This is a genomic window from Methanosarcina sediminis (assembly GCF_052056915.1).
Lineage (GTDB): Archaea > Halobacteriota > Methanosarcinia > Methanosarcinales > Methanosarcinaceae > MTP4.
The window spans coordinates 950,948-972,925 of sequence record NZ_CP195119.1; the positions used below are offsets into that span (position 1 = coordinate 950,948).

General features: G+C 45.9%; 16 protein-coding genes and 1 pseudogene. 9 read left to right on the forward strand and 8 right to left on the reverse strand.

The window, feature by feature from the left end; translation table 11 throughout:
* The first annotated feature begins 183 nt into the window (after positions 1-183).
* The 6 genes and pseudogenes from ACSAZK_RS03980 to ACSAZK_RS04005 all read left to right on the forward strand — a co-directional run bounded on the left by ACSAZK_RS03980 (position 184) and on the right by ACSAZK_RS04005 (position 8,398).
* Positions 184-2,259: a hypothetical protein gene (locus tag ACSAZK_RS03980; protein ID WP_440956117.1), complete on the forward strand. Its 2,076-nt coding sequence runs from the start codon at positions 184-186 to the stop codon at positions 2,257-2,259.
* 454 nt (positions 2,260-2,713) lie between these two features.
* Positions 2,714-3,988 (forward strand): ATP-grasp domain-containing protein, encoded by a 1,275-nt coding sequence (locus ACSAZK_RS03985; RefSeq protein WP_440956118.1) that lies wholly within the window; start codon positions 2,714-2,716, stop codon positions 3,986-3,988.
* 322 nt (positions 3,989-4,310) lie between these two features.
* A complete protein-coding gene (locus tag ACSAZK_RS03990) occupies positions 4,311-4,871 on the forward strand; it encodes a toll/interleukin-1 receptor domain-containing protein (protein WP_048178242.1) in 561 nt (186 codons plus the stop codon).
* Between the two features lie 192 nt (positions 4,872-5,063).
* A complete protein-coding gene (locus tag ACSAZK_RS03995) occupies positions 5,064-5,468 on the forward strand; it encodes a hypothetical protein (protein ID WP_440956119.1) in 405 nt (134 codons plus the stop codon).
* 108 nt (positions 5,469-5,576) lie between these two features.
* A pseudogene (locus tag ACSAZK_RS04000) lies at positions 5,577-6,617 on the forward strand (calcium/sodium antiporter).
* Positions 6,618-7,903: 1,286 nt separating this feature from the next.
* Complete coding sequence (locus ACSAZK_RS04005) at positions 7,904-8,398, forward strand: dolichol kinase (RefSeq protein ID WP_440956120.1); 495 nt, start codon at positions 7,904-7,906, stop codon at positions 8,396-8,398.
* A 199-nt stretch (positions 8,399-8,597) separates the two neighbouring features.
* Here the strand turns inward: ACSAZK_RS04005 and ACSAZK_RS04010 are convergent, their stop codons facing one another.
* The gene (locus tag ACSAZK_RS04010; RefSeq protein WP_048178235.1) at positions 8,598-8,780 is read right to left on the reverse strand and encodes a PLDc N-terminal domain-containing protein; all 183 of its coding nucleotides are present in this window, start codon (positions 8,778-8,780) and stop codon (positions 8,598-8,600) included.
* Positions 8,781-9,044: 264 nt separating this feature from the next.
* Positions 9,045-9,368: a cupin domain-containing protein gene (locus ACSAZK_RS04015; RefSeq protein WP_440956121.1), complete on the reverse strand. Its 324-nt coding sequence runs from the start codon at positions 9,366-9,368 to the stop codon at positions 9,045-9,047.
* Between the two features lie 207 nt (positions 9,369-9,575).
* On the opposite strand from ACSAZK_RS04015, the gene ACSAZK_RS04020 reads away from it, so the two are divergent.
* A complete protein-coding gene (locus ACSAZK_RS04020) occupies positions 9,576-9,785 on the forward strand; it encodes a TOBE domain-containing protein (protein WP_440956122.1) in 210 nt (69 codons plus the stop codon).
* Positions 9,786-9,899: 114 nt separating this feature from the next.
* Here the strand turns inward: ACSAZK_RS04020 and ACSAZK_RS04025 are convergent, their stop codons facing one another.
* From ACSAZK_RS04025 to ACSAZK_RS04040, 4 genes are all read right to left on the reverse strand, one after another.
* Positions 9,900-10,289 carry a response regulator gene (locus ACSAZK_RS04025; protein ID WP_440956123.1) on the reverse strand — a complete coding sequence of 130 codons (390 nt, stop codon included), beginning with the start codon at positions 10,287-10,289 and terminating at the stop codon, positions 9,900-9,902.
* A gap of 423 nt (positions 10,290-10,712) precedes the next feature.
* Positions 10,713-11,447 (reverse strand): alanyl-tRNA editing protein AlaXM, encoded by a 735-nt coding sequence (alaXM, locus tag ACSAZK_RS04030; RefSeq protein ID WP_440956124.1) that lies wholly within the window; start codon positions 11,445-11,447, stop codon positions 10,713-10,715.
* 139 nt (positions 11,448-11,586) lie between these two features.
* Positions 11,587-15,981 (reverse strand): PGF-pre-PGF domain-containing protein, encoded by a 4,395-nt coding sequence (locus tag ACSAZK_RS04035; protein ID WP_440956125.1) that lies wholly within the window; start codon positions 15,979-15,981, stop codon positions 11,587-11,589.
* Positions 15,982-16,329: 348 nt separating this feature from the next.
* The gene (locus ACSAZK_RS04040) at positions 16,330-17,625 is read right to left on the reverse strand and encodes a cell surface protein (RefSeq protein ID WP_440956126.1); all 1,296 of its coding nucleotides are present in this window, start codon (positions 17,623-17,625) and stop codon (positions 16,330-16,332) included.
* A 573-nt stretch (positions 17,626-18,198) separates the two neighbouring features.
* Here ACSAZK_RS04040 and ACSAZK_RS04045 point away from each other — a divergent pair.
* Positions 18,199-19,011 (forward strand): mechanosensitive ion channel family protein, encoded by an 813-nt coding sequence (locus tag ACSAZK_RS04045; protein ID WP_440956127.1) that lies wholly within the window; start codon positions 18,199-18,201, stop codon positions 19,009-19,011.
* Between the two features lie 550 nt (positions 19,012-19,561).
* Here ACSAZK_RS04045 and ACSAZK_RS04050 read toward each other — a convergent pair.
* The gene (locus ACSAZK_RS04050; RefSeq protein ID WP_440956128.1) at positions 19,562-19,924 is read right to left on the reverse strand and encodes an Mth938-like domain-containing protein; all 363 of its coding nucleotides are present in this window, start codon (positions 19,922-19,924) and stop codon (positions 19,562-19,564) included.
* 181 nt (positions 19,925-20,105) lie between these two features.
* Here ACSAZK_RS04050 and ACSAZK_RS04055 point away from each other — a divergent pair, with 181 nt between their 5' ends.
* Positions 20,106-20,804, forward strand: coding sequence for an AIM24 family protein (locus ACSAZK_RS04055; RefSeq protein ID WP_440956129.1), 699 nt, complete (start codon positions 20,106-20,108; stop codon positions 20,802-20,804).
* A 125-nt stretch (positions 20,805-20,929) separates the two neighbouring features.
* On the opposite strand, the gene ACSAZK_RS04060 is transcribed toward ACSAZK_RS04055, so the two are convergent.
* Positions 20,930-21,745 carry a DUF166 domain-containing protein gene (locus ACSAZK_RS04060; RefSeq protein ID WP_440956130.1) on the reverse strand — a complete coding sequence of 272 codons (816 nt, stop codon included), beginning with the start codon at positions 21,743-21,745 and terminating at the stop codon, positions 20,930-20,932.
* Between the last annotated feature and the right edge of the window lie 233 nt (positions 21,746-21,978).

The window sequence follows — 21,978 nt, forward strand, 5'->3', positions numbered from 1 at the left end:
GAAATTCAAAGTAGCAATTAGAGCTTCAATCAATTGGTTTCAAAATCCATTTCATTTCATTCCACATCACATCCCTGGCTTTTGGAGCGGAACCGGTAAAAATAGAAAGAGTTAAATTTAAAAAAATTTATTCAGATTAGGGAATAAATTTCGAACAAATTTTCGATAGTGTGTGGAATAGATATGGAAACCCCAAAAATAAATGTAAAAATAAAAGCCCTCAATATCAACGGGGGCGTAAAAACCTGCTTGAATGGCAAAGTTCTGCCAGGACCCAACTGGGACGCCAGCAGCAGGGAAACCCACAGCCCCGGTGTATTTGTAATCGGCAATGAATTTGACAATAGCATTTCTCTTGAAATCCAACAGGAAGGACTGGAAAGCGGAAAAACCCTCAAAATAACGGGAATAATAGATGATCTGGAATTTTCAGGCGAGATTGAGGGAGGCATAAAAGAGCAGACCGTTTCCACAAGGCCTGAAAAAGCAATTGACAAATTCTGCTGTAAAAAGGGAGATATAGTCTGGAAAATTGCTTATTCGGAAGAGAAAGGAGATCCAGAAGAAAACCCGGAAGAAACAGATGATCCAGAAGAAACTCTAGAAGAAAAAGGTGATTCCAGAGAGAATCAAGAAGAAACTGGAAACCCTGAAGGAAACTCCGAAGAAAAAGGAGAAGCAATCAAAACATCCGAAACAATCGAAACTATTCCAGTAGAGATATACTGGATATTTGACCAACCCGGCACGATGTTCAAGAGAGGGACATGGGTTGAGTTACTGGAATTCCTCTCCGGAAAGGTCATCAGCACCCCTGCGTCAAAGGAGGAATGCGTCTCGGGAGTTGTAGATTATTTCCACTTCAAGCATGGGCTGAAATACGACAGTTTTTGCGGAGCAAGCCATTACGGAGTCTTTGAGCACGGCGGTTTTTTCAACCTGAAAGCCTACCTGGCAGGCGCAGTCCCGATTGCTAACTGCTACGACCAGGCGGCAGCTCTACAGGCAATCCTTGGCGGGATCGGGATAAATGACATTGAATGGCTATTTCTGGAGCCTTTCGGATACATCAACAGGACCGACCTGCTTGGCAGGGGAGAATGCAACAACCCCTTTTTCTTAAAAGAGGGCAGGCATGACCCTGAAATAATTGACAACGGTTCTGGGCACAGGACCGGATTTGCCAATCACGCTTTTTGCGGCTTATTGAATAAGGACAATATACTGGACTCCTGCGCAGGGCCGCACCCCGGAAACGATACGGCAGAAGAATATGTCAGCCAGGCTGTTGATTCAAACCCCGCGCTTTACCCGGCAACAAGGTTTGAGAGACCCGGGAAAGAAGAGGATATCGTAACAGGGTACGGGGTGGCTGATGTAGAAAGAATTGAAGCCGCAAACCCGCTTCTGCCAGACGAAAAAATGGATGACAAAAAAGCAGAAAAGTTGAATAAAATTAAGGAACTTCTGGACTACCCCGCAAAATACGAAAGCCTGGACCCCTACACCTTCGTATGCTGCAACTGGCCGGATCCCCTGGCAAATCCGCTCCTCTCCGGCTGGGCCCTGGACCTGGAGCAGGTCAGAGTTGGGTGGAAAGGCGTACTCAAGCAGTGGTGCATGCACGACGGCGAAGAACGAATAAATATAGAAATCTACGTGTCAAACAGCGGCCCGGGCCCGGTTCACGAGAGAATTTTCAAAACCCTTGCAGCAACTGCACTGAACGAATGCGTACACCGCCCCAACCCTGAAAGCAAAAGGCACATTTCCCGCATACAGGGCCTTAACCCTGAAAACAAAAGGCATATTACACTTACGGCTTCGACTGAGAATTATTCCCAGCAGCTGAGTGCGATCTACAACGTGGGCTTTAATGTGGAAGGTTTCAACCTTGAAACCGACATAACCCAGGACTTACTCGACTGGCTTGAAAACCTAGCCCTCAACGGGGTTACAGAAGATTGGGATAAATTCCCGAAATTAAAACTTATCGAACCGGCATTTCCGGCAGATGTAGCTCTGGGAGAAACTTTTACCTGCAGGGCGGACCCTGAAATCAATGAAAACAAAAGTCCTTTTCTGGAATTTTTCCCCTCAAACAAAAACGTATCACTGGAAGAAGAGTCGGACCTGACATTTACGTTCAAAGCCCTTGTCCCGGAATATACACCTATCGGCCTGGTCTTAACCGATCGCGAAACACTGCTGTCAACTTCAAAAGAAGTGTTCATAAACATATATGGTCCGGAAAATTAACCGGATCCAAAAAATGTATGATCCGGAAGACAAAACAGAATCAAAGATAAAACAGAATCAAAGATAAAACAGAATCAAAGATAAAACAGAATCAAAGATAAAACAGAATCAAAGATAAAACGGAATCTAATAAACAAAGCTCCGAAGTCTTCCGGTGATAACCTACTTTTTATTTTATTTTTCGATTTCCGTTTTTCGTATTATTCTTCCATTATTATTTTTCATTTTATTCTTCATCCTATTTATCACCCTATTTTTCATTTTCAATTTCATATTCAGCTGACGCAAACAGGCCACCCGTAAAGAAGCTTAGAGATGATACTAAAAAAATAAACTAAGATAATTATATGTCCTCTTAAATAAATAGTATAAAAGGGGGAGTATGGAAGACTCGTAAGAGCGAGTACTGAGCAATTCCCTCGGTAAGTAAAAAGGACATGATTGAGGGGCATGCATGAAAAAGAACGTTTTTATTGTTGGTATGGATTCATTCAATCTCAAGAAACTTCAGAGGCTTCCGGAAGCCTCCGAGTGTAACTTTTATTCCGCGCTCGATGCAGGTGAAATCCTGGACGTTCCGGGCTATGACATGGGGGAGCTGATTGCAAAAGCCAGGCAGCGGATCGAAGCGACTCCGGGAGAGACTCACGCCATTGTCACTTACTTTGATTTTCCGGCAACGGACCTGGTACCTATCCTTGTCGAAGCTTACGGGGTGCCGGGACCGAGTATGGAGAGCGTCTTCAAATGCCAGCACAAGTACTGGAGCCGGCTTGAACAGCAGAAGATAATCCCCCATAATATTCCAAAGTTCTGCGCTTTCGATCCTTTTGATGAAGAAGCCTGCGCCCTGATCGATATCAAAACTCCGTTCTGGATCAAGCCGGTCAGGTCCTTCAGGGCATTCCTGGCATTCAGGGTGGACAATGAAGAGGGGTTCAGGGACCACGTCCACGAAATTCAAGAAAAGATCGGCTTCCTCCACGAGCCATTCCGCTACCTGCTGAAAAACTACGATATACCGTCCGAGTTTGCGGACATGAAAGAGAGCTGCCTTGCCGAAAGCCCCCTCTCAGGCCGGCAGTGCACCGTGGAGGGCTACGTGCTGAACGGGGAAGTGGCAATATACGGAGTTGTCGATTGGGTCCTTGATGAACACTTCTCCTCCGTCTTAAGCTACGAATACCCCTCATCCCTCCCTGACCGGGTAAAAGACCATATGGCAGGGGTCTGCAGGAAGATTATCAAACACGTAGGGCTGGACAATTCTGCCTTCAACGCAGAATTTTTCTATGACCCCGACAGCGACGAGACCTACTTGCTTGAAATCAACCCGAGGATGTCACAGTCCCACGCCGACCTGTTTGAAAAAGTGCACGGCGTCTCCCACCATAGGGTTATGCTTCAGATCGCCCTTGGCAGGAAACCGGTCCCCTTCGAATGGCAGGGGAAATACAATTACGCCGCAAAATTCATGCTCAGGACCTTTGAACCCGGAAAAGTGGTAAAAGTCCCCACAAGGGGAGAAATCGCCGCGATCAAACAGGAAATCCCGGACACCATCATCAGGTCCCTTGTAAGGGAAGGCCAGCAGCTCTCCGAATTTCAGATCCGGGACAGCTACAGCTACGAACTCGCAGACATCTACATCGGCGCAGACGACCGCAAGGGACTGGTTGATAAATATAACCATATCCTCAGCAAGATTTCCTTTTCCATCGAGAGATGAACACGAAAAGAGAAAAATGAGATATTATAATGAGATATTATAATGAGATATTATATTTAGATATAAATAAAATGGCAAACAAATAAAGAGGTAAATAAACAGAGGAGAAATAAAAAGGGGGAAAATTATTTTGCAAAAAGACGAAAAAAAACCAAGTATTCAGCCGGAACCGATTCCCAGTCCTGAACCGGGACCTGTTCCATCACCGGAACCTGTGCCCAGTCCGGAACCAACCAGAAAACATGAGGACAAAAAAAGTTAACTTCGTGTTGAGTGCGGCTTGAAGGATAAAAAAGCAAAGCAACCCTTATGCGACCTAACCATGATCACAAGAGTCTACATATCTCACTGTGAGCAGGACGAGCCCCTTGCCCAGGAACTGGCCCGGGCCCTCTGGGCCGTGGAACTGGAGAGTTTTTATTCCCTGTACAGGAAAGCCCAGTCCCTCTCCCGGGCAGAGCGAATACGCTTCGGAATCCGGCAGTCCGACTGCGTAATAACAATCCTGACCCCGGAAGGAGCAAGAGCCCCGGAAGTAAACCAGGAACTCGGCCTGGCCGTGGGGACTGACCAGCTAATAATTCCACTTGCAGAAGCAGGGGTGGAACTGCCCTTCCTGATCCGTCACCTGAATCCGATCAGGTTTTCCGCGGATGCCTATGAAGACGCCATGGGTATGTTGATACAGAATATAAGGCAGATAACCAGGCTGGACTGGCTGAAGATAAAATGCCCTTACTGCGGGGAAGAAATGACCCAGTACATCTCACCGCAAGAAGAGGTAGACAGGGCCCTTCTCAGGGGGACGAACCTGGAAACCCTGTGCAGCTACTGCCAGAGGGCTCTCTTCCTTGACCCGAGGACCTTCAGGCCCTTAATCTAAACTTGCTTTGAAGTTGACCTGAAACTTGCTTTAACGTTGATTTGAACTTGCTTTGAAGTTGACCTGAAACTTGCGTTGAAATTGATCTGAACTTGCTTTGAAGTTGACCTGAAGCTTGCGTTGAAATTGATCTGAATTTGCTTTGAAGTAGATCAAAACCTGAGACCATCAATAAACAAAGGGGGTAAAGAGATGGAAGCAAAAGTTAATCAACCCGATATGAAGCAGCATAAAGTGAATCAACATAAAGTAAACCAGCCAGATACGACCCAACATAAGGTAAACCAGCACAGATTAAACATGCCTGAAATAGATAAGCCTGAAGTGGGGGAGTCCGAAATCAAAGGGATTGAAAACCTATCTTACATGGAGAAAAAACATTTACTTGCCCAGCTTAGCCGGGACAGGAAGAAAGACCCGAAATCCGGCCCATGGGAAATCACCGACATCCGAAGAGGGGGATGGGAAACCATCAAGGATTACTTGATCCAGCCCATAAAAATCGAACTCAACGATTCAGGAAAAGAAGAAACAGTAAGGGTCTGGTTTGATATCACGGACCTGGAAAGAGAACTCGAAGCCGGAGAAATTCGGTAAGAAAAAAGGCAGTTCTGAGAGACACATACCACTGAGAGGCGCATAATGGTTCAGAATTAAAAATGTCAACGAATAAACTTAAACGTAAGACAGATTCTACCTAGCTTCATGGTGCTGGGAAACGCCGCCATCTTCCTGGCAGGTCTGGTCCTGCTGGTCAAGGGTTCCGACTACTTTGTAAAAGCAGCCTCAACTATCGCAAAAAAACTCGGGATTTCGGAGTTCGTAATAGGCCTGACCCTGGTTGCGGTGGGGACCTCAGTCCCCGACCTTGCCTCCTCTATAGCCGCCTCGCTGCAGCAGGCAAGCGGAATTGTTGTCGGAAACGTGGCCGGTTCGAACATAGCAAACATTGCCCTGATTGTGGGGTTTGCAGCAGCTCTTTCCCCGGTAAAGACAGCACCCGAGATGCTCAGAAGAGACGGCTACATTATGCTTTTTGCAGCCCTGCTTTTCTTTGCCTCTGCTTTTAATGAAGCTCTCTCAAGGCTGGAAGCGGCTGTCTTTGTGCTGCTTTACGTGGCTTATGTGTTTTTCCTGTTTGAGGAAATACCCACTAATAAAGGCAGGTTCTATTTCAAGGAGTTTATAACTTATTTTGTTAAGTTGGAATACCTGAACAGCATGAAGCAAAAAATAAACTCTGCAAGCCGGAACAGGAACTCAAACCTGAGCGAGGAACAGGCCCTGGCCAGGAAAGGCCTCAGGAGGGATGTCCTGACTCTTGTTGCAGGCAGCGCGGCAGTCATACTTGGGGCAAGGTATTTCGTTGAGCAGTCGATCTTTTTTGCGTAGCTGCTCGAAATCCCGGATACCGTCATAGGCACAACCCTTGTTGCCGTAGGCACCTCTCTTCCCGAACTGATGGTGACAATCTCTGCTGCCAGAAACGGCTACGGAAGCATAGCCCTGGGAAACGTTATCGGCTCCAACATCACAAACATATTCTTGATCCTTGGAGTCTCAGGCCTGCTCTTTCCAATAGCTATCGAGGAGATAAGCATCTTTTTGACTGCTCCTTTCATGATATTCATAAGCACGGTCCTCCTCGTGTTCATCGCCACAGGCTGGGAAATAAAAAGATGGGAGGGAATTGCCCTGACGGTTCTTTATGCAGCTTTTCTGGCAGTGCTACTCGGGATAACTTGAAGTTGACAGAAGGAGCACTACCTGGCCAAATTCCATAACAATTATATTTATCCTCTATTTACTCCAAACACTCGGTTTTAACTTTTTTTATAATTTAAAATATTCTGTTATTATTCATTTGATGTGAAAAATAAAGGAATGTTATTAGCCTACTTTCGGCAGGCGACACATAAATTCTAAATAATTTTACTTGATTCCGTTTTTTGCCACACGTTAGAAATAAAGCCCATTCAACAAAATCAAATTCAATCATATAACATTATAACATTAACATAATCAAACCATTATTGAATAACATTACATGTTACATATAAATTCAAAAGTATTAAATAGAGGAAGTACCATAAGATATGATTGCTGAGATAAAGTTGTGTTCTCATCCAGAATGCAGATAGAGAGTGTCTCCGAACCTCTTCTATACCACAACCCCCCCACCCATTAGGTTCTGTTCGGAGCTATCAGAGGTCTGGATGAGGACGCAAATATCACTTATTTTTTCATATTTTTTCACATTTTTTACAATAGTAGGATTTTTAACAGAATATTTTTTTGATTAATCAATATCATTAGGCTCTAACCAGCATAATTTGAATTTTTGTATACGACCTCTCTAATTTTCAAGAAAAATACCTGACAAAAATAAGGGTAAATGAACGGTTCAGGAAAAACAGAATTAAAGAAAAAACAGGCCCTTAAGAGAGTAAAAGTTACTTAATACCGGGATATTTTCAAAAATCTGCCAGACAGGCATCAAGTTCAGTGGGAGAAAAATACCACATTCATTAAGCTAACAGTAATTTGATTGTACTACATATCTGCCCTGAGTCAGCCAATTTACCTGCCTATAATTATTCCAGAAGGAAAAAAATAGAGAAAATATGTTAGGAATTGAGTATACCACTGAGGGTGGAATGCCCATAAAATACTATATTGAAACCGAAAGCCTTTGCAGGGAAGCCCCCGGGGGTTGGATTGGGAAAAAGAAGCCTTTGGTCAGAAGATAATGAATTAGATTGGGGTCCCGTCAGTGGAAGAGATCACAAATCCAAAAAAACTTATGCACTAAAGATATACAGAGTGTTATGGAAGCCTTCCTTCAAATCCCATTGGAATCCATAATAGCGGACCTGCCCTTATTTGCATTCCTTGGGGTCTGGAATTTATTTGTAATCTTTGTTCTGGCAAAAAAGACTTATGAATTTGCCCTGGAGAAGGGAAGATCGCACAATTCGTCAATATACTTTGCCAGAAAAGTAATCCATTTTTTAGCGGGAGGACTAACCGCAATGCTGTTGCCCTTTTTTGTCCGGGAGCCTGTCGTGCCGGCAGCCCTTGCACTCGGACTTGCTTTTGCGACATACCTCCCGCACAAGACCGGCAGACTGATGTACTGGTTTCAGGACCCGGACAATATCTACGAGGTTGATTTCACACTCATCTGGGGAATAATAGTGCTTTTGACCTGGTACATCGACAAAACACTCTGGATCGGAGTGATCCCCGTGCTTTTCATGGCATACGGGGACGGGATTACCGGAATAATAAGGAACCTCAAGTATAGCAAACGGACGAAAGCCTGGGAAGGCACTGCAGGTATGCTGGTCCTTTGCATAATCATCGGCGCCAAAATGGGCCCTGCCGGAATTCTTGCGGGAATAGTGTGCTCGTTCGTTGAGCGAATAGAGAATGTTGATGATAATCTCACTGTTCCGACAGTCAGCTTATCCATCTTACTGATAGCTCATTTCTACTTCCCTTCCTTTACCATTCCTTTCTATTGAAATACTGCTACATTCCAGCGAGATAAAATCTAGACCTGGATTTGTAGAAAAAGTAATTTAAGGACGAGCAGCAGAACAATCAGTTTTTTCAAGAAAAGAAAAGCCGGTTTGAAACCAATTGGTTAACGTTTCTTTACCGGCATCGGAAACTAAAAAAGAAAAAGGATCGCGGGAAATCAATCACATAATAAGGGTCTGCTCATTTTTTCCTCCCGAACAGGTAATAGGCCGCTGCTCCTAATATACCAAATACCAGGGCAACTACTATCCACACGATTTTCATTATGTCGCTCAAGGTTCGGTTTTTCATCAACACGTCATAAATGACCCATACCGCCGATAACAGCGTAAGTAATCCCCATATATTGGTTACAAGACTCAATAATGCACCTCCATATAATATATCATATATAATAATGAAGTATATATATTTTCTCCAAAAATTTCGTGAACATGTAAAAATTAAGAACAAAAAAACAAAAAAATGGACTTGTAGAAGGATTTTACTCGCATTAATGCCCTCAATCCGGCATATTTTTCCGGCAAAATGAACTAAGAAATTTGCTATGTTGATTAATAAATAAAAAAAGAAGTTAATGTGAGTTATAAATAAAAACAGAAGTTAACCTGTAAACCTGCCGCAGGTTTACCCGATATACTCGTCCCTTCTTGAGCAGAAAACTTCAACAGCCACTGAATCGTCTAAAATATCCGCACTGTGAGGAACGCCGCCCGGGATATTCCAGGAATCGCTCGGGGAAACTTCAAAGGTTTCTTCGCCGATTCTAAACCGCATTTTTCCCGAGACCATGTAGCCGGTTTGTTCATGGATGTGGTCGTGGGCAGGAAGGAAGCCGCCTGCTTTCAGGAGAGATTCGGTCATAAGGGTTTTGTCGCCGTAGACGACAGCTTTCATCCGGATGCTGGGAAGGACTTCTTTATTGCCGGTTTCATCACATTCCTTAAACATAAAAGCTCCTCCCGGGAGACTTTTTGGCTTATATTATATCTGTTTTCCAGCTTCAGAGTTCAAGACTGCAGAGTCCATACAAAAGCCAGGAACCCCATGAGCGGATTTAATCAGAAATAAGGTTCAGAAAGTCAGGTTCATATTATTTTTATAATAAACAGAAGCAACCATATTAATAATCAAATACCCGAAAGGGGGGGTTAAAGTATGAAAATAAGCGCACGCAATGTTTTGAAAGGCAAGGTCAAAAGCATAGTCCACGGTTCGGTAAATTCGGAAATTGTGGTCGAACTTCCGGGTGGTACGGAAATAGCTTCAATAATCACAAAAAATTCAGCTGAAAGCCTGGGTTTAAAAGAAGGCCATGAAGTATATGCGGTGATCAAGGCAACAAACGTTATGTTAGCCATTGAATAACCGATCGAATAACCCTATTTACTTCCTTTTTTTATCCGGAAAAACCGGATTGAACAGTGAATGAAGAAACCGTCCGGATTGAAAGCCTGAAAATCGGAATCACTGATTCAGCGATCACAGATTTAGCGACCACATTTTCAGCTTCTTCTTACCTAAATTGAGTTTTGCTCTGAGCTCTTCATTAGTAAAAGGCTTCTTTATGAAATCATCCGCACCTGCTTCAAGCCCTTTAGCCACGTCTTCATCCAGGTCCCTGCCTGTTAGCAGGATTATGTAAGTGTTAGTGTTCTGTAATTCCTTTTTTACTTTCTCACATACCTCTATGCCCTTCATTTCAGGCATTTCCCAGTCAAGAATAGCAATTTCGGGTGGGCCATCACTGCTCAGTATTTCCCAGGCTTCACTCCCGTTTCGGGTTGAAATGACCTCATAACCCCACTTTGTCAAAAGGGTCTTAAGCCACAAATTCGAGATCGTCTCATCTTCAGCTATCAGGATACTCAATATACCCCCCCATAAAGGACAACGGATATTTTTGCAGGACTCTTCAAGGAACAGCTTGAAGATCTCAATGTATTTAAGGGACAGTTAAGAATATGGAAATAATTTCATTAAAGCCTTTTTCAGGATGATCTGCCGGAACTTTCATTATAGCTATTTTCTTAATCAAAGTTACACTGGCACACCCCGCTGCAAGCAACGGGGTATTCAACTGAAATAAATGATTAATTATAATATATAAAAATGGAGTATATATTTGGATAGTTAGACGTCGAATACGGAGAATAGCGGAACAGCAAAAAATGAATGAAAAAAGTGGTGGGACAGCTACGAGAATATAAGGAAAAACAAAAAAAAGGAAAGAAGAAAGGAAAAACAAAAAAAAGATTTGGAACCGAATTCAAAAATAGGAAAAAAGATAGGGACTCAGTCCACAAGTGTGAAGTACATTCTCCTGTTGCTCTTTCCTTTATTCTGAAGCTTGATAATCTTGATCCCCTTGATCTCTCCGGTATTTTTCAGATGGGTCCCGCCGCAAGCTTCAATGGTGATTCCCTCAATCTCTACCAGGCGGATTTCCTTGATGTCCTCGGAAAAGCCCTTTGCCAGGGTTGTGAGCCTGGAAAGTTTCTCTTCGGCTTCTTCCCGGCTGACCAGGTAGAAGTTGACCGGGTGCTTTGCTGCTATCACGTCATTGGCCATTTTCTCATATTCGGCAAACTTGTCCCTGTCGAAAGCTTCGAGGCTGAAGTCCACCCTGCTCTTATCAAGACCCAGCTGATTCCCGGTGATCTGGGCTCCTGCTTCCCTTTCAATCACGTTTGCGACCACGTGGGTTGCGGTATGCATGCGCATGTGCCGGTAGCGACGCTCCCAATCGATTATTCCTTTGACTTTGTCTCCGGCTTTGAGTACCTGAGCGGTTTCATCGGCAGCCGCGACTTCATGGCTGATATCGTCACCGAATTTCCCCACATAGACAACTTCAAACACTGCCCCATCCTCTTCCCGGACAAGTTTCCCGGTATCATAGGGCTGTCCGCCGCTCTCGGGGTAAAAAGCGGTACGGTCCAGGACAACATATTTACCGTCGCTAACTTTTTCCACGGCGGCTTCGAATTCATTCAGGTAGCAGTCAAGGTAGTAGAGCACTTCAGTCATGGATAAACCTCTATTTTTAAAAAGTCAGTTACTTAAAGTCTTGAGATTCGAAACTGCTGACAGATTCCAAAATATAGTTATCAGGTAACTAAATATTCCTTTAAAAGAGTTTTCAAATTATCTGGTACAGCTCATTATTTCATCTCTTTTTACGATACACTGCCCCTGCAAGCAAAAGAACCATTGCAACCCCAATTCCAGGAGCCGGGACAGCCTCTCCCTCTTCACCTTCTTCCAGGCCTGCCTCAGGGCCCTCACGGGTGATCCGGATTCCCGATGCGTCATCTGATTCGGTTTCGGATTCCAGGTCACCCCCGGTTCCATTGGAAGAAACGGAAGCGTACAAAACATCAACATCCGGTTCATGCCCTGTTACCGCAAAGGGGGAAAAGCCGGGTGTCTTCGATTCGAAGTAGAAGAACTCTTCATCTTCCCCATATTTTTCCGTCTGCAGCCGGGTCCAGCTTTCGTTTGCGTACCTGTACAGAAGGACGGAATCAGGGTCAATTCCCTCTTCCGAGAACCAGTTCTTTTCCACCCTGAAACCCACGGCCGCATTTTCGATGTTCCGGGGGGTTGCAAAGCCGCTGTTTCCAACCCAGATATTCATGTGCCTGTAGACTTCCCCATCAGGGAGATCTGAGACCAGCACGGAGCGGTTCTTTAGCATCTCCACAATAGTTGTGGTTTTACCGGCACTCTTTTTCGGATCAAATTCCACATAATCAACGGGCGTTGCTTTTCTGGTGAAATCGAACCTGGCGCTCTTGCTGTTTGTTATGAACGTTTGTGCAAGTTCCTTACTTTCAACATTGCTGGCGGGTTCAGGAGACCCACCCCCTCCACCACCGCTTCCCCCACTTCCGCCACTCCCGCTGCTACCGCCATTTCCATCAATTTCGTCACTAATTCCATTTTCCCCGGAGCTGTCATTGATGTTACGGGCGGCAGTGACTGCAAAGGGAGAAAAACCCGGGGTTTCGGCTTTGAAATAAAGGTAGCTATCGTCTTCTCTTTCTTTCATCACATTCAGGAGGTCCCAGGTACCGTTGTGATAGCGCCGAAGGCTAATGGAAGAGGGGTTGATGTCATTTTCAGCGACCCAGGACTTGAGCACCCTGAATGCTATTGTCCGGTTCAGGATTTTTTCCGAGCCGGAAATACTGCTGTTGTCAAACCCAATATTCAGGTAGCTGTATACAGGGTCGCCGAAAGGGGTTTCCTGAACTGAAGAAGGGATTACGGAAAGTAACTCCAGCCTGGCACTCACATTGCCGGAAGCCTCAAGAGAATAGAAGGATATGCAGTATACACTGTACTTTCCGGGCCGGGACTCGGTCACTTCCCCTGCTGTGAAATTGAAGGATACGGACGAATTTTTACCGACATCAAAGGGAGCCGAAACAACTATCCGGTCTATCCTGTCCCTTTCTTCCTCCGTGGGAAAAACAGTCCAGTCCCAGCTTTGCGTCAGGGTTTTCGAACCGTTTTCCGCAAGCACCGTGACATTGTACCCTGCAATGAAGGGAGTTGCAGGGTCACTCTCCCCAATACTGTCCAGGACTTCACTGGTATTGACTGTGAGCTTTGCAGAAGCTGCGGAAGCGTTTGCCTGCACAGGCAGCCCGTTTAGCATCCAGCTGAAATTGCAGGACCTTGTGGAGCGGATTTCGAATTCCAGGACATCACCTTCAATGGAGAAAGGGGCTTTTCCCGGGACCGCACCCCCCAGGGAAAAGGACAGGTTATACGCTGAAAGGCGCTCCATAAGGGGATAAGGGTCACTGCCGTAAGGGAGATCTCCGATTCCGTTTCCGTCGGAATCAGCTCCTCCGTAATCCGAATAGAAGTTGCCAAGGCGGCTGCTGTAAACGCCTCCTTTGTAAAGATATGCCAGTTCCGAGGAAGTGTTCCAGAAATTCGAAAGCCCATCTCCTTCTCCTTCTCCTTCTCCTTCTCTTTCTCCTTCCCCTTCTTTCGCGGGCGACTCATTGAGGGTGCCATCGAGAGACTCATTGATGTTATAAGTGTTTCCAAATTCGTTTTCGTGGATCCGGTTCAGGAAAGAAGCCGTAAGCCTCAGCCCTTCAGCGTTGTTTGAAATGTTGTTTCCGGCAAGCGTATTGTTGAAAGAACCTTCAAGCCAGACTCCGGGCCCGCAGTCAGAAATTAGATTGCCGGAAAGGGTGCAGTCCCGGACGCCTTCCAGATACACGCCGCAGGCCTGGCCCGAACCTCTTATTCCAAGCCCGTTGATCCTGGATGCATTTCCGTGCACATGGAAGACCGGTTTCCCCGGATCAGCGGCTTCAATTACGGTATCTTCCGGGTTTCCGGAAGCCGAGCAAATCGTCAGGTTCCAGGGGACATCCACATTATCCGGGTACGTGCCCGGAAATACGAAGAAGGTATCCCCCGGTTTGCTGCTGGCTACGGCATCCGAAAGGGAAAGGAAATCTCCGCCCCCGCCGGAGTCCACGTCAAAGGCCCTGGGCTCCGCAGCTGCCTGCTCATACATCCGGAGAGCATCAGCCCGACCGTATCCGAACACAGGGTCGTATCCAGGGGCACCGGAGTCGACGGCCGAAGAGTAGAGCAGTCTCCTGATATCCGCGGCTGACTTCTCCGGAAAAACACTCCAGACAAGGCCTGCAACTGCCGCAACATGAGGAGCTGACGCACTTGTCCCGGAAAAACAGGCAGATTCCCCATCGGAATCCCCGAACCCTCCGGCTCCTGTGACGCTCACCCCGTCGATCCCGACTACATCGGTTTTCAAGCGGGTCTCGTGGGTAGGATAGGCAATGGTAACCGGCCCTCTGGAAGAGAAATTTTCTATATCATCATACCCCGGATCGTCGGCAGCTATCGCCCCTACAGCCACGGCTTCAGGGACTGCAGGGTGCCCGAAGATAGAGTCTTCGGCTACCAGGTAGCTGGGGTCTATATCGCGGGCGTAGAAAATGTAGAGTTCCAGTTCCCTGGCTTCCCCGGACTTTTTCAGGACCCGGACCGAAGCGTTCAGGGTTGTTCTTCCTTCGTTGCTGTACAGGATATATTCCAGAGGCAGGCCATTTCCGTCCTGCGTATCGATGCTGTCCATAATTATTTCAGAACTGTTTTCGTCTATCAGGCAGAGGTCATAATCATTGCCCGATTGCCTCCAGGGATCATCCCATTCAAGAAAAACCCAGACCTCTTCGGAAGGGGAAATATTGAGCCGCAGGTTTTTCACATCTCCCCGCCCCCCGCTAAAATCGTGCCAGCCATTCCCGGCATCGTAAAACATCCCCTGGTAGTGGCTCTCTGCAGCATTCCCTGCCGAGCTGACGTAGAGGATATCGTGGGTTTTTATGACCTCTGCAACATGAGACGCCACAACCCCGTCTTCAAAGTAAGGTTCCCCAAGCCACCCGATATCGTCGCAGACAACCTTACACCCCGCATCGACCAGGGCATCAATGGCTGCGTTGAATTCGTACCTGGTTTTTCCGCAGTCGTGGAAATAAAGCTCCGCTCCGGGGGCTATGTCGTGGACGATTTCAAGCATGGCCGTGCCTTCATCTTCACCCTCCGCTTCCCCCCCCACGTTTCTCAAAACAGTCACGTTATCAGGGAGGTCTCCGGAAGCCACGGCATCCGCAAGGCTGTCAACTCCGTCCGAAATGATCCCGATTTTAATGCCTGCCCCGCTTACCCCGTAGAGGTCCCTGAGAGTGGATGAATTTAAGATCGAATCCCCTTCCGTAGAAACCCTCCCGCTCCTGGTAACCGGAGGTATGACCGTCCTGACCCCTGTCACCTCAGGCAGGGAAGCCAGCGTTTCAAGGGCACCCACCGGGACCCAGGCTGTTGCGATCTTATTGGTCTCGTCCCGCGTTTCAAGCTCGCAGTAAGAGTCGAGCACATGGGGGCTTGCGGAAGCTTCCAGGTATACGTAGACATGGACCTTCTCCCCCGCATCCCCGACCCCTGCCCCTGAACTTACCTCAGAATTTGCCAACAGTTCCGAAGAAATATTTGAAGAAATATTTGAAGAAGTATTTGAAGAAGTATTTGAAGAAGTATTTGAAGAAGTATTTGAAGAAGTATTTGAAGAAGTATTTGAAGAAGTACTTGAAGAAGAGGAGGAAAAGGGAGAACTAGCTGAAGAAGAAACGGCAGGTCTCAACTGCCCGAATCGTACCATTCTACCCCTGAAAGCTCCAGGCGTGTCCCCGGAAGGCAGGTAGTGTTCATCCCTCAACCGCAGCAGGTCGGTGGAGAGTTTTTTCCGGGTAGGGCTTAAATCCTCTTTGGAAAAACCCTCTTTAGAAAAAAAAACCTCCAATGAGGATTCCTTCACAGTTTGTTCAAGGTTTTCTTCCCGAAAAGTTTCGGAACTTCGATTCACTTCGGGACTTCCATTCTGAATTACTTCAACCGCATTGACAGTTTGCAGTTCGAAAAAACCCGCTTCCAAACCCAGGGCTCCCGACAGTAAAACAAGCGTCAAGAAGATTGGGATAGAGGTCAGGGACATTTTTTTGTTCATGGTAACCAGTAAATAAAGGCTTCAATCGGCTTTTCCGGGCTGCCTTTATTGAGCCAGAGGAAAAGGACTTCTTCACGTTTCATATTCAACACAAAAAGACGGCTGGTTTTATGATCAATATGAAAATAATCAACAATTAGTATAGCAGAATAATAAATCAGAAAATGAGTGTAGCAGAAAAATAAATCAGAAAATGAGTGTAGCAGAAAAATAAATCAGAAAATGAGTATAGCAGAAAAATAAATCAGAAAATGAGTGTAGCAGAAAAATAAATCAGAAAATGAGTGTAGCAGAAAGATAAGTTAGAAAAAAAGTAGCTGAACATTCCCAAAAGTTTATAAAAAAAGATTAAGGCATTGGCCGCAATTTGACGCTACTGTCGATTACGGCAACATTCTTCCCGAGCTCTTCTTTCCGGGATTCCAGTTCTTCTTTTAAAACGACAAGCTTTTTACCGGAATTTTCGATTTCCTCTTTAAGGAGCCTGACCCTGTCCCGAAGCTCTGCCTCTTTATGTTCCAGTTCCGCAAGTTTTCCCGTGTCCAGCCCGGAAAGCTCCTTCTTCTTTTCCTCAAGGACTTGCAAGGCTTCAAGGTATTCTTTTTTCCTTGTTTCAAGCCCGGATTCGGCGGCTTTTGCCTGGGCAAGGGCTTTTGCCTTTTTGGGGCTTTTCAGGTCCAGGGCATTGTCTTCAAGGATTTTTTGCAGCTCCCGGAAAAAAGCCGGATCTGCAGCTGTCGGGTCGGCAAGACAAATTTCCACCTGCTGTTTTACTTCCGGCTTCAGGGTATACCTCCCGGTTTCGTGCAGTTTTTTGAGCCTTGAGAGGTTGTTCGAAAGAGGGAGGACAAGGGAAGTCAACCCTGATTCGGTTTTTTTAACCAGGCCTTCGGCAGTAGCAACTTCTTTTTGCAGGTTCTGGGATCTCTGCCAGGTTTCCCCCTGCCGGAATTCTTCAAGAGCCTGTCCCACCCCGGCAATTTCACCTTCCAGAGCCCGGATTTTTGTTCTTTTCAACCCTATACCCTGCTCATTGGATTCTACCGAGGCTGATAAATTCTTAATTTCCTTTATGTTCGCGAAAGCCACATCGATAGCTTCCAGTTCTTTTTTGTGCCCGGCAAGCAGCCCCCGGAGAGCTTTGAGAACCTGTCCCAGCCTGGCAAGGCTGTCAGTAACTTCTTTCGACTCCCGGGGAAAAACAACCCTGGTATAACGGAAACTCCGGCTCATATTCTCTACACAACTGTCAAGGCTCTGCATGGCCATTTCCTGGAACTCATCGAGGGTCCTGACATCGAAAGCTTCCGGAACCCGGATTTTATCCAGCAAGATTCCCACCTGCTTCATCATGTTCTCCCGGTTGCTCTTTGCCCTCTTTACCGCCCGGAGATCAAAGTCCCCCGTGACCTGCGCTTCGGCAAGCCTGGCATTGTTTCCCCTTATATCAGCAAGGGGAACTTCGATGTCCCGGAAAATCCTGGAAGCTTCCGCTTCTATTTCCGAAGAGAGTCTACGAAAGCGGGCGTCCAGCCATGAAGGGAGTTCCTCGAAACCGAGTTCCGTCGAAACTACTTCTGCAGGAGAACTTTCATTTTTTCCGAAGAGCTTTTTGATCCACTTCAATTCGAGCCTTCCAGACATGTTGATAAGAATTTGACAAGTATTTACTAATTATTAGAGAAGTATTTGATGAGCATCCGAATCCATAGGAATTTGAATCCTATAAGGAATTAAATCCACTAAGATTTGAATCCTATAAGGAATTAAATCCACTAAGATTTGAATCCTATAAGGAATTGAATCCACTAAGATTTGAATTGTGAACTTTTCAGTTCTTATCTATGTTATAACTTCTTCTATGAAAGATTATTTGTGATTTAAGAAGGGAAACGGCTGGAAAAAACAAGTCGAGAAAAACAGGATGAGGAGGAGAGGGGATAAGCAGGGAGAAACAGGATGAAGGGGAGATGAAGGCAAAGATAGGAAAAACGGGAAAGGTCCAATAAAAATTTAACAGGAAAACATACGGAATAAGGATACTTATATCATTAGGCGTATAATTTTAGTGTCTAAAATAATAATTTCACCCAAAAATTAGACAAAATAAATTAAACAGTTAAACAGAAAAAATTGAATTGTTAAAAAGTAAAATTCAAAATAACATACAAGTTCCCGGTTACTGTCCCGACCGGAACTACAAGCAGGGGGTATAAAATGGCTAATGGAATAATGGAACAGACTATACCTTATACGGATTTGACAGTTTCTACGCTGCTTTTTGCAATTATTGTCCTGGTAGCAGGGTTTGTGATCGCAAAGTTTCTTGTATCGATGTTCAGGAGCGGAATTAAAAGCACAAAGCTGCCGGAGCTTGTTGTAGAATTCCTTACACGTTTTTTGAGCATCCTGCTTTACATCATGGTAGTATTCGCATTCCTTGGAACGCTTGGCTTTGACATAAACGGCTTTGTCATCGGCCTCTCGGCAGTGGTGGGGCTGGTCCTGGGCTTCGGGCTGCAGGACACGCTGACAAACCTGGCGGCAGGGGTCTGGATTGCTGCTCTCCGCCCTATCGATATGGGCGAATACGTGAAAGTAAACGGGGAGAGCGGGACAGTAAAGGCTGTCGGGATCATGGCAACCGAACTCCTGACCCCTGACAACCAGTACATAACAATCCCGAACAAGCTCATCTGGGGAAGCCCGGTTATAAATTCAACCCGCATGCCAACCCGGAGGGTTTCGGTGGATGTGGGAATCGGCTATTCCTCAGACCTGGAAAAAGCTATCAGAGTAGCTATAGAACTTATGAAAGGACACTCTCTGGTCCTTACTGAGCCCGAACCCGCAGTTGTCACCACGGAACTTGCCGATTCCTCGGTGAACCTTCAGCTCAGGGCCTGGACAAATACAGGAGACTTCTGGACCGTCAAGAACGAACTGACAGCAGGCATCTTTGAGGCGTACAGGAAAGAAGGAATCGAAATTCCGTTCCCACAGTTGAGCGTACACCTGGAAAAAAACTGAAAAGCCTCCGGGGGAGGAACAGCTTTCGAGTGGGAGGCTGAATACATAAGGTCCTGAAGGAACAGGCTCACAAAAAGCAAACAAAGTGTAATATGAAAACGCAGAAAGCATAAAAAATAAACCAAAGTTATAAAATATTCTGATTGTTCATTCTTCTTAGGCAAACCCTAAACCGTATGTAAAAAACAGCATGAAGAGCCTTTGAGAAGTTACTGGGCAAAAGGATTAGCAGAGTTTTCTGCCAGCAAACTGTGTAAAAAAAGAGAAGATATATATAACATTAGAATGTTGGTAAATTATTAGTTAAATCATATAACATTATACGTCTGCGCGTGTAAAATGTAACTGCAAAAAGGGGGTTTTATAAATTAATAAAACCTCCGTCCCTCCCAACCCTATTTTTTTCTTATCCTGTGCATTGCTTTGATTTATACTTTATCCATCACCCGGTTCTATTAACTCTGTAAGATCCGTATTACCCAGACTCCGTATTGTCCAGATGGATTAAGAAGCAATGTCCGAATGCTTTCGGCAGGTTGTCCGGATGGATTCAGCAGGTCACATGGAACATTGCGGCAATCCTGCCTTCTAGCTCGTTCCAGCGCTCAATTGCCCAGGGAGTCGGGAGAAGTTCGATAGAACAGCGTTTTTTCCTGAAAAAGGCCTCGGCTTCGTCCGAAAGTTCCACAAAACCTGTTTGTCCGGTCCCCATAATAATTTTTTCCGTGCCCTCTTCGTAAATGTGCTCGGCTTCCTCAAGTGAGATTTTGTGAGAGGTCCCGTACAGGGCTTTTGAGAGCTTTTTAGTTCTCTTTTCCACCCGGCCGTCCAGACGGATCAGGATATCGTGCTCAAAAGCCTTTCCTTCGACAGTTATCGAACCGAAACTCGTGGAATCAATTTTTGGTTTCATAAGCTACTACCCCTGTAAATCAGAAAATTCTCCACCTTCTCATAAGCCAGTAAGAAGGATACGACTGTATAATATATGGCAGTACCCGGGAGTATATAAAATGACAGTATCATTAATGTACTTCAGTGCGAAAGAATTAAACCTGAAACAGGATTAATAAATAAAAAACGATATTTTAGAGGTGAAAAACATTAGATATTCAATTGAAGACTTCGTAAGTGAAACGGGCGAACGAGATCTAGGGCAGGGGGTTTTTGAACTGGAACGCGACCGTTTGCTGGAAGTAAACCTTGACGGCATGGTCTGGAGCAAACGGGGTTCCATGGTAGCGTATACAGGCGGGATTAAGTTTACAAGGGAAGGAATCCTCGAACATGGGCTTGGCAAACTCGTAAAAAAGTCCCTTACAGGAGAAGGGGTATGCCTCACAAAAGCCGAAGGCCAGGGAAAACTCTACCTGGCAGACGAGGGCAAGAAAGTCTCGATCCTGAACCTTGAAAACGAGGCGATCTTTGTAAACGGAAACGACCTCCTGGCCTTCGAATCCTCAATCAGCTGGGACATCAGGATGATAAAAAGGATTTCAGGCATGATGGCAGGAGGGCTTTTCAACGTGAAGCTCGAAGGGACCGGCATGGTCGCCATCACCACACACCATGACCCCCTAACCCTCAAAGTGACGGGAGACTTCCCCGTATGCACCGACCCGAACGCAACGGTAGCCTGGTCCGGGAACCTGGAGCCGGAAATCAAGACCGACGTCTCCCTGAAGACCTTTGTCGGGCGGAGCAGCGGAGAGTCCATTCAGATGGCCTTCAGAGGAGAAGGCTTTGTTGTAGTCCAGCCCTATGAGGAAGTGTATTTCCAGGCCCAGACCTGATTAAGGTTTAGACCTGATTAAGGTTTAGACCTGATTAAGGTTTAGACCTGATTAAGGTTTAGACCTGATTAAGGTTCAGATCCGACTCGGGTTCGACCTGAATACTCATCTCTTTTTTACTTTATTTACTCGGAAACTTGGACCTGACCCAAAAACTCTTTTCCCTGAAAAGCTTCAAGCCGGGACTTTTCTTTTTTTGCTTTTTCCATCCCTTCTTCCACAGCTTCCCTGATTATGTATCCGGCCTTGTGCAGGATGGTATCTCCTATCTGGGGATCCCTGTCCATGCTGGCTGTGCAGGGGTAGGAGTGGTGGGCACCTGAAATGGTTTCCTTGTAGTCGGAAATTTCGGTCCAGCTGAGCTTCTTTGCAACGAACCAGGTAGAACCGCAGGGAGCATCACGGAGGACGCCAGCCCCGATAAACCTCTTTCCATCGGGGCTCAGTTCGATCCTGAGCACGGGTTTTCCAAAACCCATGTCCACGAAAGCATCTATAAGGGGTTTTCCGGTTTTTTCAAGGGCGCAGAAGGGTTTTGGACCCTCGAACTCCACACCTATGCCTTCGAGTTCCTTCCTGAGCTGTTCAAGCACCCCCGCAGGGGTGGCCTTCGAGTCCTCGGAAGGTGCGATTACGGCTTTCGCCCCGGTTTGTTTCACCACTTCAGGCAGGGCTATCAGGAGGTCGGCGTGGATCCCGATCGCAAGAATCAGGTCGCATTCCGGCAGCTTCTGAGGAAGATACTGCTCGGGCTCCTCGATAAAGGCAGGAAGGTCGTCGGGAAACTCATGGATGCCCACAATCATCCCTGCATAGGACTTCCTGGCCTGCCTGCAGTGGTCACAGAGTTCCCCGCAGGACACACAGAAATCCCCGGGATTTATCAGATTCATGATTACTTTTCTTCCGAGTTCGCCTGAGTAAAGTACAAGAATTCGCATGTTCCAACCCCTTTTAAGGTTCTTCTAAAATCCATTTAAAATCTATTTTTGCCGCAATAAACCCGCACTTCATTTGCTTCTCGAAACGAAGAAAAAATACACAAAGGAAAATCCGGTTTTTCTGCGGAAACTGTTTAATTAAACATGTATTGAACGGTTTGATAGAGATATTTGATTAAGCGGTTTAATTGAACCGCTATACGGAAATGTTCTGTATTTTGTCCAAATGACAA

Coding starts and splice junctions, on each gene's coding strand:
- ACSAZK_RS03980 (WP_440956117.1), top strand. CDS start 184: ATGGAAACCCCAAAAATAAATGTAAAAATAAAAGCCCTCAATATCAAC.
- ACSAZK_RS03990 (WP_048178242.1), top strand. CDS start 4,311: ATGATCACAAGAGTCTACATATCTCACTGTGAGCAGGACGAGCCCCTT.
- ACSAZK_RS04015 (WP_440956121.1), bottom strand. CDS start 9,368: ATGTTTAAGGAATGTGATGAAACCGGCAATAAAGAAGTCCTTCCCAGC.
- ACSAZK_RS04045 (WP_440956127.1), top strand. CDS start 18,199: ATGGCTAATGGAATAATGGAACAGACTATACCTTATACGGATTTGACA.
- ACSAZK_RS04040 (WP_440956126.1), bottom strand. CDS start 17,625: ATGTCTGGAAGGCTCGAATTGAAGTGGATCAAAAAGCTCTTCGGAAAA.
- ACSAZK_RS04050 (WP_440956128.1), bottom strand. CDS start 19,924: ATGAAACCAAAAATTGATTCCACGAGTTTCGGTTCGATAACTGTCGAA.
- ACSAZK_RS03995 (WP_440956119.1), top strand. CDS start 5,064: ATGGAAGCAAAAGTTAATCAACCCGATATGAAGCAGCATAAAGTGAAT.
- ACSAZK_RS04020 (WP_440956122.1), top strand. CDS start 9,576: ATGAAAATAAGCGCACGCAATGTTTTGAAAGGCAAGGTCAAAAGCATA.
- ACSAZK_RS04005 (WP_440956120.1), top strand. CDS start 7,904: ATGCTGTTGCCCTTTTTTGTCCGGGAGCCTGTCGTGCCGGCAGCCCTT.
- ACSAZK_RS04060 (WP_440956130.1), bottom strand. CDS start 21,745: ATGCGAATTCTTGTACTTTACTCAGGCGAACTCGGAAGAAAAGTAATC.
- ACSAZK_RS03985 (WP_440956118.1), top strand. CDS start 2,714: ATGAAAAAGAACGTTTTTATTGTTGGTATGGATTCATTCAATCTCAAG.
- ACSAZK_RS04035 (WP_440956125.1), bottom strand. CDS start 15,981: ATGAACAAAAAAATGTCCCTGACCTCTATCCCAATCTTCTTGACGCTT.
- alaXM (WP_440956124.1), bottom strand. CDS start 11,447: ATGACTGAAGTGCTCTACTACCTTGACTGCTACCTGAATGAATTCGAA.